13 protein-coding genes are annotated in these 12,178 nt (G+C 60.0%); 9 read left to right on the top strand and 4 right to left on the bottom strand.

Annotation, left to right across the window (positions count from 1 at the left end; genetic code table 11):
• Positions 1 to 15 precede the first annotated feature (15 nt).
• Positions 16 to 798 (bottom strand): AraC family transcriptional regulator, encoded by a 783-nt coding sequence (locus tag GIW69_RS17385; protein ID WP_236484032.1) that lies wholly within the window; start codon positions 796 to 798, stop codon positions 16 to 18.
• 96 nt (positions 799 to 894) lie between these two features.
• On the opposite strand from GIW69_RS17385, the gene GIW69_RS17390 reads away from it, so the two are divergent.
• Positions 895 to 1,782, top strand: a complete 888-nt coding sequence (locus GIW69_RS17390) for a DMT family transporter (RefSeq protein ID WP_236484033.1) — start codon at positions 895 to 897, stop codon at positions 1,780 to 1,782.
• A 114-nt stretch (positions 1,783 to 1,896) separates the two neighbouring features.
• Here the strand turns inward: GIW69_RS17390 and GIW69_RS17395 are convergent, their stop codons facing one another.
• Positions 1,897 to 2,787, bottom strand: coding sequence for an esterase/lipase family protein (locus tag GIW69_RS17395; RefSeq protein WP_236484034.1), 891 nt, complete (start codon positions 2,785 to 2,787; stop codon positions 1,897 to 1,899).
• Between the two features lie 157 nt (positions 2,788 to 2,944).
• Here GIW69_RS17395 and GIW69_RS17400 point away from each other — a divergent pair, with 157 nt between their 5' ends.
• Positions 2,945 to 3,475: a ferritin-like domain-containing protein gene (locus tag GIW69_RS17400; RefSeq protein WP_236484035.1), complete on the top strand. Its 531-nt coding sequence runs from the start codon at positions 2,945 to 2,947 to the stop codon at positions 3,473 to 3,475.
• 102 nt (positions 3,476 to 3,577) lie between these two features.
• On the opposite strand, the gene GIW69_RS17405 is transcribed toward GIW69_RS17400, so the two are convergent.
• Positions 3,578 to 5,653, bottom strand: coding sequence for an AsmA family protein (locus GIW69_RS17405; protein WP_236484036.1), 2,076 nt, complete (start codon positions 5,651 to 5,653; stop codon positions 3,578 to 3,580).
• A 387-nt stretch (positions 5,654 to 6,040) separates the two neighbouring features.
• Here GIW69_RS17405 and GIW69_RS17410 point away from each other — a divergent pair, with 387 nt between their 5' ends.
• From GIW69_RS17410 to GIW69_RS17440, 7 genes are all read left to right on the top strand, one after another.
• Positions 6,041 to 6,460, top strand: coding sequence for a hypothetical protein (locus GIW69_RS17410; protein WP_236484037.1), 420 nt, complete (start codon positions 6,041 to 6,043; stop codon positions 6,458 to 6,460).
• A gap of 169 nt (positions 6,461 to 6,629) precedes the next feature.
• Positions 6,630 to 7,262, top strand: coding sequence for a TetR family transcriptional regulator (locus GIW69_RS17415; RefSeq protein WP_236484045.1), 633 nt, complete (start codon positions 6,630 to 6,632; stop codon positions 7,260 to 7,262).
• Positions 7,263 to 7,541: 279 nt separating this feature from the next.
• Positions 7,542 to 8,042 carry an urease accessory protein UreE gene (ureE, locus tag GIW69_RS17420; RefSeq protein ID WP_236484038.1) on the top strand — a complete coding sequence of 167 codons (501 nt, stop codon included), beginning with the start codon at positions 7,542 to 7,544 and terminating at the stop codon, positions 8,040 to 8,042.
• Entirely contained in the window at positions 8,039 to 8,713 is a 675-nt protein-coding gene (locus tag GIW69_RS17425) for an urease accessory protein UreF (protein ID WP_236484039.1), read from the top strand. The genes ureE and GIW69_RS17425 overlap by 4 nt, the downstream gene beginning before the upstream one ends.
• Positions 8,714 to 8,736: 23 nt before the next feature.
• A complete protein-coding gene (ureG, locus tag GIW69_RS17430; protein ID WP_236484040.1) occupies positions 8,737 to 9,351 on the top strand; it encodes an urease accessory protein UreG in 615 nt (204 codons plus the stop codon).
• Positions 9,352 to 9,378: 27 nt separating this feature from the next.
• Positions 9,379 to 9,951: a HupE/UreJ family protein gene (locus GIW69_RS17435; RefSeq protein ID WP_236484041.1), complete on the top strand. Its 573-nt coding sequence runs from the start codon at positions 9,379 to 9,381 to the stop codon at positions 9,949 to 9,951.
• Between the two features lie 173 nt (positions 9,952 to 10,124).
• Positions 10,125 to 11,258: an AGE family epimerase/isomerase gene (locus GIW69_RS17440; RefSeq protein WP_236484042.1), complete on the top strand. Its 1,134-nt coding sequence runs from the start codon at positions 10,125 to 10,127 to the stop codon at positions 11,256 to 11,258.
• 155 nt (positions 11,259 to 11,413) lie between these two features.
• On the opposite strand, the gene GIW69_RS17445 is transcribed toward GIW69_RS17440, so the two are convergent.
• Positions 11,414 to 12,178, bottom strand: a 765-nt coding sequence (locus tag GIW69_RS17445) for an SDR family oxidoreductase (protein WP_236484043.1), incomplete at its 5' end; no start/stop codon positions are given.

The raw sequence follows: 12,178 nt of genomic DNA on the forward strand, positions 1-12,178 counted from the left end.
TCCCGGAAACTTCTTCTAGAACATTTTGTTCCGCCGGTAATATTCCGGCGCACATCCCGCCTGCCGCTGGAACATGGCGATGAATGCCGATGCGGTGCTGTAACCCAGATCAAATGCAATTTCCTGAATACTGCGTGAATCCTCCAGCGCTTCGATGGCGGCGAGGAACCGCAAGCGCTGGCGCCATTCACCAAAACTCATGCCTAATTCGCGGACGAACTGCCGCGCCAGCGTACGCTCACTGACATGCACTTGCGCCGCCCAATACGCCAGTGGCTGGTGGTTGCCAGGATCGCTTTGAAGGGTTTCAAGAATCGCCAGCAAACCCGGACTGCTCGCATATGGCAAATAACGTTCATGCACCGGCGCCTGGCGCAGTTGATCAACCAGCACTTGCGCCAGACGCTGATCCGGCTCGCGATCAGGAATCTTCACGTCGCGGGCGGCGAAATCCTTGAGGATCGCCTTGAGAATGTCGCTGATCGCCAACGTGCAGGCCCGCCCCGGCAAGTCGGCACACACCGCCGGCGCCAGGCACACCGCGCGATAGTTGACCGGTTGGTGACTGTAGAAACTGTGCTCGACCTGAGGCGGTACCCACACGGCGTATTGCGGCGGCGACATGAAACGGTTGCCGTCGATGTCCATGTGCAACACGCCGTGAGCGGCGTACTCCAGCGTGCCCCAAGGATGGCGATGAGGTGCGGCGAATTCATGGGCGGTGAAATCGGCGTAGCGGAAATACACCGACGACGGCAGTTCGCTGAAGTCCAGCAGATCAATATGTTTGCTGCTCATGCTGTCCGTCATCAAGGGCTGGTTGTCCGGTTCGAAGTATAGGCTTGCATCCGGACAAGGGATAATCGCCGCTCAATCAATCTTGCGGTTTGACTCATGCAATATGCGTTTCCCCTCTTGGCAATTTTCATCTGGGCCGGCAATACAGTGATCAACAAACTGGCGGTCGGAGCGATTTTTCCGGCAGAGATCGGTTTCTACCGCTGGCTGCTCGCCGGGCTGCTGTTCACGCCGTTCATGCTGAAAAAAGTGATTGCGCATTGGCCGCGGATTCGCCCGAACCTGGGCAAGATCTTCATCCTCGGCGTGCTGGGCATGGCGGTGTATCAGAGCCTGGCGTATTTCGCCGCGACCCTGACCACAGCCACCAACATGGGCATCATTTTGTCGCTGATGCCGCTGATGTCGCTGACCATGGCAATTATCAGTCTCGGCCAGCGCCTGACCGCCGGCGCGCTATTTGGCGCGATGCTGTCGTTCGCCGGGGTGCTGGTGGTGGTGTCGTCCGGCAGCCTCGGCGCACTGCTGCAACACGGGGTCAATCTGGGCGACGCAATGATGTTGATCGCCACCCTGGCCTATGCGATTTACAGCACGTTGCTGAAAAAATGGCAGCTGCGTTTGCCGCCGCTGGTCTTGTTGTACTTGCAGGTGCTGGTGGCGATTGTGGTGTTGTTTCCGCTGTACGCCGCGTCCCCGAAAACCGGCCTGACCTTGCACAACATTCCGCTGGTGCTTTACGCCTGTCTTCTCGCCTCGATGCTCGCGCCGCTGGCATGGATGCAAGCCGTGGCGCGACTGGGGCCGAGCCGCACCACATTGTTTTTCAATTTGCTGCCATTGATTACCGCGCTGATTGCGGCGCTGGTGCTGCAGGAGCAATTGGCGATGTATCACCTGGTGGGTGGCTTGCTGACGTTGGGCGGGGTGATCTTGTCGGAGCGCTGGACGACGGTGATTGGCCGTAAGCTTAGCGCTGCCTGATATGGCCTCATCGCTGGCAAGCCAGTTCCCACAGGATTTCCGCTGGATTCAAGAACAGCGCATGACCTGTGGGAGCCGGGCTTGCCGGCGATGAACGATAACGCGGTCTGTTGCCTAAACCCCGGCCGCTTTCAACCGCGCGGCATGCTCGACAAATAACCGCACCGGATCTGCGCCCTTGCCGACCAGCCCCAGCGACTGATTGACGATATCGAAGTGATCCAGCGGGTAGTCATCGCCGATTACCGTGCCCAAATGCGAACTGTAGCGCCCGACCATGCCATCGCAGTGCCCCGGCTCACGCACAAACGTGCGGGCGAACAACCGACAGCTTCGATTGGTGCCGTCGAACAGGTTGCCGCCACGATCAGTCTTGCCGGGTTGCAAGGTGCCTGACCAAGAGTAATAGCGCACGCCGTTGACCTCTTCCGCCCCGTGCCCGCCCCAGGTTTCAGGCAAGCCCTGTGGATAACGCTGATTGAACAGCGCCACGCCTTCAGTCGTCAGGGATTGATGGGAAGCATGGATATCCACCGGCAGTTTCGGCCCACGATAGCCCGTCTCCAACAACGCCATCAGCCAGCCAATCAGCCGCAGCACCACGATCAGCACACGACCCTTGGCGGTGTTGTGCGAGTAATTCTTCTCCAGATGATCCGCCAGCTCCGATCCATGATTGGGCCCGGCCACCGACGTCACCGAGGCCACCAGATCCGGCCGTTTGGCTGCCGCATACCGGGCCGTCAGCGAGCCCTGGCTGTGGCCGATCAGATTGACCTTCTGCGCGCCGGTTTCACGCAGGATTTCATCGATATGCGCCAGCAACTGCTCGCCACGCACCTCGCTGGAGTTAAGCGGCGACACCTGCACGGCAATCACCGTCGCACCACCACGGCGCAACGCGCCGATGATCCCGTACCAATACGGATACAGCACCAGACGGATAAACCCGAGCATGCCCGGCACCAACACCAGCGGATAACGCGTAGCCGAACCTTGCGACATGGGCGGACTTCCTTGTATTCGGGGAATGGGCAGAACACGTGCAATACGCCCGCCAACCAACTGTATAAAACTTTTTGCCTCCCCCGGGACTCACAACCCAGTAGCGATCACGTCAACAGAACGTGGCGCAAACCGGATTAGCCTCCAGGAGACCCACATGAGCGACCTGCATCTATCTGATGTTCAAACCCTGCGCGATCGCGCACGTCAACACGTCGAAAACGGCGCCGTCACTGAAAGTTATAGCGCCGACCGCCAGGAAGTGCTGCGCCTGCTCAACGAATCGCTGGCCACCGAACTGGTCTGCGTGTTGCGCTACAAGCGCCATTACTTCATGGCCACCGGTGTGAAGGCGCATGTTGCCGCCAACGAATTTCTCGAGCACGCCACTCAGGAAGCCGAGCATGCCGATCGTCTCGCCGAGCGCATCGTGCAACTGGGCGGAGAACCCGAGTTCAATCCCGACCTGTTGTCGAAGTTGTCCCACGCGCAATACGTGGCCGGCAATACGCTGAAAGAAATGGTTTACGAAGACCTCGTCGCCGAGCGGATCGCCATCGACAGCTACCGCGAGATCATTCAATACATCGGTGACAAAGATCCGACTACCCGACGAATCTTTGAAGACATACTGGCTCAGGAAGAAGAACACGCCGATGACATGGCGGACATTCTGCAAGACCTGTAACACCGCCCGAAAAGCTTCGCGAGCAGGCTCGCTCCCACAGGATTTCGCTGAACCTGTGGGAGCGAGCCTGCTCGCGAAAGCGCCCTTGAGGACGCCATAAATCTATTTGCTCGGTTTAACGGTGACCGGCGCCTTCCCGGCCTTCATCTGCTCCAGCAACGGCGCACACTGATTCGGCTCTCCACCACTCGGCGCCACCAGCGCCAGCAACCCCGCCGCCGGCGCGGCAATCACGCCCAGCGCCACCATCCCTGCGCCACGCAACATCAACGGCACGGCTTTCACACCCGCATCCGGCTTGATGAATTTGCCGCGTACGTACAACGGCGAACGCAGGGAAATCAGGCGCCAGCCCTTGGATTCCGGCGTTACGGTCAGATCCAGTTGCTCGGTCGCCATATTCGCCGTGCCATCAATGTAAATGATGGCGTTCTCGGTATCGAAGACGAACAGCCGTGTGGTCGCCAAACCCGACTTAATGTCGAAATCCGCCGCTGCGCAGTTGATCTTCACTTCCTTGTCGCCAAAGATTTTGCCAACCACATAGTTGCCGACGTTGAGCCCCGCCAGCTCCATTAACTCGCGGCTGATGGCGCCATCATTGATGAGCATTTTCAGTTTGCCGTCGGCACCTCCCAGCAACCTGGCCACCGAATTACCGCGTCCGGTGATGTCGGCATCGCCGTTGAGCTCACCGAAACTGGTCTTCATCGGTTCGAACGTCGGGAACAGTTCCTTGAGCTTGAAACGGCGCGCGGTCAGTTTGGCCCGACCTTCCATCGGCTCGGTGCGACCGTTGAGGCGGATCTGCGCATCAAGGTTGCCGCCGGCCACGCCAAAGCGCAGCGGTTCGAGGCTGAGTTCGCCATCGTTCAGGATCAGATGGGTATAGAGGTCAGTGAACGGCAGCTTTTCGCTGTGAACGATGCGTTTACCGGTGAATTCGACATCGGCGTCCATGTCGCGCCAGCGCTCGGTCTTAAACTCTTCGACCGGCAGCACTTTGTCCGTCGGTTGCTTGCTCTCGCCACCGCGGGCCTTTTGTTCGGTATTGGAGTCAGCACCGATCAGCGGCGCGAGGTCGGCGAACAACAGTTGATTGGAAAGCAGCGCGCCGCTGAGTTTGGGCCGAGGCTTGCTGGCGACATAGGCCAGATCGCCGTGAATGTCGCTGCCGCCGATCTTGCCGTTGAATTTTTCATAGCGGAACTGCGCCCCGGTGGGCTCATGCAGCTTGGCGATCAAATGGCCGTCCGTGGCGTACGGCGGCGTGTCGGGCAGGGTTACGCCCGTCAGCGGATACAGATTGCCGAGGCTGGCGCCGGCCAGTTTCAGGCGAAGGTCGAGGGCGCCGAGATTCATCGGGTCGGTCAGGGTGCCCGCCAGCTCGATGCGGGTGTCGCCGATTTTTGCCTGCGCCTGAAGCGGGAACGGCTTGCTCGCATCCTGCAACGCCAACAGACCGCCGATCTTGCCCTGGCCGGTAAGATTCTGACCGTTGTATTGACCTTTGACCTTGAGCCCGAACGCGTAATCCTGCGGTGCGCCGCCCTTTTCCTGCGCGGTTTTCGCAGCCTTGTCGCCGACGATGTCGCTGAACGGAATCGGTTTGCCCAACGGATCGATCAACAGGTCAAGGCGGGTTTTCAGGGTTTGATCATCGAGGGTGACGTGGCCCTTGTCGAAACCGATGGCGCCGATATCGACAACCCAGTTCGACGGCTCCGCGTCCGGATCCTTGGGATCAAACTGGAACGTCCAGTTGGCACGACCATCCGCCAGGCGCTGCAAGTCGGCGTTCGGTTCGGTCAGGTCGATACGCGGGATGGTCACCCGTTGCGCCAGCAGTGCCAGCGGCGAGATGCGCAGCTCAACGCGTTTGAGCGTGACCATTTGCGGCTGCTTCGACCAGTCCGGGTTGCCCAGCGTCAAGTCTTCGGCCACCACATGCGGCCACGGCACCCAGGCACGCCAGCCGCCCTCTTCCAGCTCTCGGCGCCAGACCACCGACAGATTGCCGTTGATGGCAAAGGGGCGGTGCAGCTCTTCGGAGACTTTGGCGTTTATCGGCGGTTTGGCTCGATTCCAGTCAAAAAACACGATGAACAACACCAGGATGGCTACCAGCACAACCAGTGTGGCGAAGAACCAAGCGAAGATTTTCCGAGTGCGCGTCATTGCACAAAGCTCCTGAAAGCGACTGCACGCCAGAAGCGACGCACAACTGAAACGGTAGGCCAAAGCGGCCCGGCATGAACTCTACGACTGACAAACAGTGCCCAAGGTTTAACGCAAAGCCTCGATTGAGACATAAAAAACCCACTCATTTCTGACTGATCGGACAAGTCGGTGTTACCGGGGCCGCACTTTTACGAAGCATGAGTGGGTTGAAAATACCCACTCCGGTGCAAAACCGATCGCCTGAAAGGCCCGTTCTAGAGCCTTCCGCGAGAACAATCAATTCTGTTGATTATTACCATTGTGTTTATGAACTTTTATATCGACTTATCGAGAGTAGCATTGCCCTCGTACCCAATTTATCGCCCTCCCAAGGAGCAACCCATCATGAAACGCCAATTACTACTCAGCCTTACCCTCTCCATGCTAGCCAGCACTGCCTTTGCTTTGCCAGCTGCCGAACAGGCCACGCCACAAGTGAAAGACAGCCACTCGGTGTTCAGCCAGACCCTCGCCGAAGATGGTTTTGATCGCACCCCACAAGGTCAGACCCTGGCCGAAGGCGGTAACGATCGTCTGAAAGAGAAAGGCCTGATCACTGAAGATGGCTACGACCGTACCCAAGGTGCAGTCGCGGAAAACGGTCGCAACCGCCTCGAAGAAAAAGGTCTGGTTGAAGACGGTTACGACAGAACCCCACAAGGCCAGGCACTTGCCGAAGACGGTTTTGATCGCACTCCACAGGGCCAGGCTGTTGCCGAAGGCGGTGGTGACCGTGTGATCGAACGTAACAGTGCTGTGAGCTAAGCCCTTGGCGGCCTGGAAAAAAGCCCAATCAACAGATTGGGCTTTTGATTTTTCCGGCCCTGCAATAAAAAGCCGCACGTCCCCGCTCGATTCTCCCTGCTGACGTTCGACGCCGATAAAGCCGATTTGCTAGAGTGCGGCGCTTGTCTTGTCCAGAACACACCTTGCGATGCTGCCCCGCGCCGAACAGAAACAACAGACCCGCAACGCCCTGATGGACGCTGCCCGCCACTTGATGGAATGCGGCCGAGGATTCGGCAGCCTGAGCTTGCGCGAAGTGGCAAAAACCGCTGGCATCGTGCCCACCGGGTTCTACCGTCATTTTGCCGATATGGATGAGCTGGGCCTGGTACTGGTCAGCGAAGTCGGCCAGACCTTCCGCGAAACCATCCGCCTGGTTCGCCACAACGAATTCGTCATGGGCGGCATCATCGATGCGTCGGTGCGGATCTTTCTCGATGTGGTCTCGGCCAACCGATCACAATTCCTGTTTCTGGCCCGTGAGCAATACGGTGGCTCGTTGCCGGTGCGCCTTGCCATTGGCCGCCTGCGCGAAAACATCAGCGCGGATCTGGCGACGGATCTGGGCTTGATGCCCAAGCTTCAGCATCTCGATGCCGCCGGCCTCAGCGTGATAGCCGACCTGATCGTCAAATCGGTGTTCGCCACCTTGCCGGACATCATCGATCCGCCAGCCGAAGCCTTGCCGGAACACCTGACTGCGCAGGCGAAAATCACCCAGCAATTGCGCTTCATCTTTATAGGCCTGAAGCACTGGCAAGGCCTGGGCAGTACCGAATAAACAGCAATCCCCTGCATGAGCGAGTCTGCTCGCGGAAAAGCCCTGACAGCCGACATTGAATTGACTGACACACCGCTTTCGCGAGCAGGCTCGCTCCTACATTGGTCAGCGCCGCAGCCTCAATTTGGTGCACATAAAAATCCCGCGCACCAGAACATCTCAAAACCTCGCAACATCCTGCACCACCATCCCCGCTCTGACAGGCAATTCCTACTTCTACGTCCGATTGGCAAGCCCCTTGCTCTAGCCTGACTATCGTTCATTGCTGGAAGCTTTCCGATGCTGGTGATTCATCGCAGAATCGACCCTCGACCCGACTGGGCTGCCGAGTTGCACCTGACCTTCGAGGCACGGAGCAAAAGCCGTTTGCGCTGTTTCAGTGCCGAGGGTGAAGACGTCGGGTTGTTTTTGGAGCGCGGTCAACCGCCACTGTTTGACGGCGAATGCCTGCAAGCCGAAGACGGCCGCATCGTTCGTGTCTGCGCCCGCCCCGAACAACTCTTGCACGTCACCTGCGCCAATGCCTTTGAACTGACTCGCGCGGCCTATCACCTTGGCAACCGCCATGTGGCCCTGCAAGTCGGCGACGGCTGGCTGCGCCTGCTCGACGATTACGTGCTCAAAGCGATGCTCGAACAACTCGGCGCCAAGGCTGAAAACATCGAAGCGCCGTTCCAGCCGGAACACGGTGCCTACGGCGGCGGCCATCACCATTCGCGGCACGGCGACGAAGACTTCAACTACGCGCCGAAACTCCACCAGTTCGGCGTACGCCTGTGAATCCGGCCTGGGCGCTGTTGCGCCTGGCCAGTCCGCAATTGCCGATTGGCGGCTACAGCTATTCGCAAGGCCTGGAAATGGCGGTGGATAACGGCCGGGTGAATAACGCCGACGCCGCGCGCCGCTGGATCAGCGATCAACTATTGCTGAATCTCGCCCGGTTTGAAGCGCCGTTGTTGCTCGCCCACTGTCAGGCCGCCGCGGACGAAAACTGGGGCGAATTGCTACAGATCTGCGAAGCCCATCGCGCCAGCCGTGAAACCCGCGAATTGCATCAAGAGAGCCGGCAGATGGGCTATTCGTTGCAGCAATTGCTCAACGGCTTGCCCGAACTCGATTCAGCGGCGCGGAATTTTCTCGCCCAGTGCAGCGAACCGCATCTGGCTCTCGGCTGGGCACTGGCCGCCCGCGCGTGGCAGATCAGTCCACAGGACGCCCTCGCCGCGTGGCTCTGGAGCTGGCTGGAAAACCAGCTCGCCGTCCTGATGAAAACCCTGCCGCTGGGCCAGCAAGCCGCCCAGCGCCTGACTAGCGAACTGCTGCCGCGGCTGCAACAGGCGCAGCAAGACGCCACCCGAATCAATCCCGAACACATGGGCAGCGCCGCGTTCGGCCTGTCACTGGCGTGCATGGCTCATGAGCGCCAGTACAGCCGTCTGTTCCGTTCCTAGGGCCTTTTAGCTTGGAGAATCACATGAACACACAACCTTTGCGCGTCGGCATCGGCGGCCCGGTCGGTTCCGGCAAAACCGCGCTGACCCTGGCCCTGTGCCTGGCGTTGCGCGATCGCTACAACCTCGCCGTCGTCACGAACGACATCTACACCCGCGAAGACGCCGATTTTCTGGTGCGCAACGAAGCCCTGGCGCCGGAACGCATCATCGGCGTCGAAACCGGCGGTTGCCCGCACACGGCGATCCGTGAAGACGCCTCGATCAACCTCGAAGCAGTGGATCAGCTGAACCGGCGCTTTCCGGGGCTGGATCTGATTCTGGTGGAGTCCGGCGGCGACAACCTCTCGGCGACCTTTAGCCCGGAACTGTCCGACCTGACCATCTATGTGATCGACGTGTCTGCGGGCGACAAGCTGCCGCGCAAGGGCGGGCCGGGGATCTGCAAGTCCGACCTGCTGGTGATCAACAAGATCGACCTGGCGCCGCTGGTGGGCGCATCGCTGGAAATGATGAACAGCGACACCCAACGCATGCGCAGTGGCAAGCCGTTCGTGTTCAGCAACCAGAAAACCGGCCAGGGTCTCGAAGAGATCATCGCCTTCATCGAACGCCAGGGCTTGCTCATCGCGGCCTGATTCACTTATCAACAAGGAAGCTTATCCATGACACTCAAACGCATTCTCGGCGCCGTCGCGCTGCTGCTGACCCCGGCGCTGGCCTTCGCCCACCCGGGCCATGGCGACAGCGGCCTCGTCGCCGGCATCAGCCACCCGATCGGTGGCCTCGATCACTTGCTGGCGATGATCGCCGTGGGTCTTTGGGCGGCGCAGCAGCAAGGCGCTGCACGTTGGGCATTGCCGTGCACGTTTGTCGGCACGATGCTGATCGGCGGGATGCTTGGCTTTGAAGGGTTGCAATTGCCAGCGCTGGAAAGCGGGATTGCCGCGTCGGTGCTGGCGCTGGGTCTGGCAGTGGCCTTGGCGGTGCGTCCGCCGTTGGTCATGGCGGTAGCGGCGACGGCGCTGTTTGCGCTGTTCCATGGTGTGGCCCATGGTCTGGAACTGCCGGACATGTCCAGTCCTTGGGCGTATGCAGCCGGGTTCGTGGCGGCGACCGCTGCGTTGCATGCGGCGGGTTATGGCGTGGTTCGCGTGTTGCCTCGGGCAGCGGCGCCATTGGTGCGGTTGGCGGGTGCGGTGTCGGCGTTGACTGGGGCGTGGTTGCTGGCCGGCTGATCTTCATTGCCTGAACTGGCCCCATCGCTGGCAAGCCCACAGGGATTTGCGTCGCACACGAAACCTGTGGAGCTGGCTTGCCAGCGATGACGGCCGATCAGACGCCGGGGCTTTAATGTCGGTCTCTCTGCTACCATGTCGCGCAATCGCCCCTGCCGTGACGACGTCCGCCCATGCCCCATGCTTCCCGCTCTGCCTCCCTGCCTGAATTGACCGCGCTGTTCGGCGACGTGCAACAGCACTTTCTCAACGTGATTGTGCCGCTCTGGCAAGGCCCGGGCTGGAACGCCGACATGGCGCTGCCTTATGAATCACTGGACGCTGCGCATCAGCCGCTGCCACCGCAGCGCTATCGGGCGATGGCCTGCGCGCGGCAGTTGTATCTGTTTTCCAGCCTGATTGGGGTTGTCGATAACGCCGACGTCCGTGCGGCGGCGCTGTTTCGATCCCTGCAACGGCACTTCCATGATGCCGAGCACGGCGGCTGGTTCTACAGCATCGATCCACAGGGCAAACCGCTGGATCAGCGCAAGGATCTCTACACGCACGCCTTTATCCTGTTCGCCTGCGCCCACTACTGCGCAAAATCCGGCGAACCGCTGGTGGAGTCGACCCTCAATGCAGCGTTCGAAGTCATCGCCCGACGCTTCGCCACCGGCGACGGCCTATACGAAGCCTGTCTTCAGCGCGATTGGGCCACCCTGCAAACCGGTCCGCTGCAAAACCCGCTGATGCATTTGGCCGAAGCCTTACTCGCGACGCTTTCGGTGCGCAGTGACGCAACCGTGCAACAGGCTTTGACCGACTTATGCACAGCCATGCACAAGCGCTTCATCGATCCGCAGCACGGCGTGTTGATGGAGAAACCGCTGGGCGCTGTGGATAACTGGTACGAGCCGGGGCATCAGTTCGAATGGTATTTTTTGCTTGAGTCGTCGCCGTTGCTGCGTGGCTCGAAACTGCATGCTGCGCTGGATCGCGCATTCGCGTTCACTGAGCAATACGGCGTCGAGCAAACGTGCGGCGCGGTGCGGGCGATGCTGGATGTTGGGCTTGATGGCCTGCCGAAAGATTCCACCCAGCGCATTTGGGCCCAGGCCGAATACCTGCGGGCGCTGACCTTGCGTGACGCCAGCGAAACCGTGGTACTGCACCAGTTGCAGGCGTTGCAGCAACGCTTTTTGCATGCTGGTGGCTGGTATGAGTGCCGTGACGAAAACGGTGAAGTCAGCCGCAACGACATGCCATCGACCACGCCATATCACCTGGCGACCTGCTACAGCGGTCTGGCCGAATACTTGCGTTGATCGATTTGCCGCCATCGCTGGCAAGCCAGTTCCCACAGTTTTTTTTGTTGGCTCATGAAATCCGGATCAACCGCTCCTTCGATCAAACCGGAATTGCGATTCGCCCCAAACCCTGTGGGAGCCAGGCTTGCCAGCGATTGGCCGTTCCGCCGGTCTTAAGCCTTGTTACGCTCGATGGCAAAACCCGCCCAGGTCTGGCTCACCGGCATCAGCTCCAGGCTGTTGATGTTGATGTGCGCCGGTGCGTTCATGACCCAGAAAATGGTGTCGGCTATGTCCTGCGGCTGGATCGGCTCGGCACCGGCGTAGGTGGCGTCGTAGCGCGCCTGATCACCGCCGAAACGCACCAGCGAGAACTCGCTCTCACACAGCCCCGGCTCGATGTTGCTGACCCGCACGCCCGTGCCCTGCAAGTCGCAGCGCAAGTTCAACGAAAACTGCTTCACGAACGCCTTCGTCGCGCCGTAGATGTGGCTGCCCGGGTACGGATAATTGCCCGCAATTGAACCGAGGTTGACGATGCCGGCACCACGGCCATGGGCTATCAGGCGCGGCAGCAGCAGCCGCGTGGCGTACATCAGGCCTTTGACGTTGGTGTCGACCATGGTGTCCCAATCATCGAGATCGCATTTGGGCGCAGGATCCACGCCCAAGGCGAGCCCGGCGTTGTTGATCAAGCCGCGCAGTTTGGCGAACGACGGTGGCAGGTTGGCAATCGCATCTTCCATCGCCTTGCGATCACGCACATCCAGCACCAGGGCGTGCACTTCGGTCTGCTTCGATAATTCGGCACACAGGGCATTGAGGCGTTCTTCACGACGGCCGGTCAGCACCAGTTTCCAGCCGGCCTCGGCAAAACGACGGGCGCAGGCTTCACCAAAACCGGACGTTGCGCCGGTGATAAACAGGGTGTTGGACAT

This window comes from Pseudomonas syringae (assembly GCF_021605415.1).
In the GTDB taxonomy this organism is placed as follows: Bacteria; Pseudomonadota; Gammaproteobacteria; order Pseudomonadales; family Pseudomonadaceae; genus Aquipseudomonas; species Aquipseudomonas syringae_S.

Coding starts and splice junctions, on each gene's coding strand:
- GIW69_RS17405 (WP_236484036.1), bottom strand. CDS start 5,653: ATGACGCGCACTCGGAAAATCTTCGCTTGGTTCTTCGCCACACTGGTT.
- GIW69_RS17390 (WP_236484033.1), top strand. CDS start 895: ATGCAATATGCGTTTCCCCTCTTGGCAATTTTCATCTGGGCCGGCAAT.
- GIW69_RS17435 (WP_236484041.1), top strand. CDS start 9,379: ATGACACTCAAACGCATTCTCGGCGCCGTCGCGCTGCTGCTGACCCCG.
- GIW69_RS17440 (WP_236484042.1), top strand. CDS start 10,125: ATGCCCCATGCTTCCCGCTCTGCCTCCCTGCCTGAATTGACCGCGCTG.
- GIW69_RS17385 (WP_236484032.1), bottom strand. CDS start 798: ATGAGCAGCAAACATATTGATCTGCTGGACTTCAGCGAACTGCCGTCG.
- GIW69_RS17400 (WP_236484035.1), top strand. CDS start 2,945: ATGAGCGACCTGCATCTATCTGATGTTCAAACCCTGCGCGATCGCGCA.
- GIW69_RS17395 (WP_236484034.1), bottom strand. CDS start 2,787: ATGTCGCAAGGTTCGGCTACGCGTTATCCGCTGGTGTTGGTGCCGGGC.
- ureG (WP_236484040.1), top strand. CDS start 8,737: ATGAACACACAACCTTTGCGCGTCGGCATCGGCGGCCCGGTCGGTTCC.
- ureE (WP_236484038.1), top strand. CDS start 7,542: ATGCTGGTGATTCATCGCAGAATCGACCCTCGACCCGACTGGGCTGCC.
- GIW69_RS17415 (WP_236484045.1), top strand. CDS start 6,630: ATGCTGCCCCGCGCCGAACAGAAACAACAGACCCGCAACGCCCTGATG.
- GIW69_RS17410 (WP_236484037.1), top strand. CDS start 6,041: ATGAAACGCCAATTACTACTCAGCCTTACCCTCTCCATGCTAGCCAGC.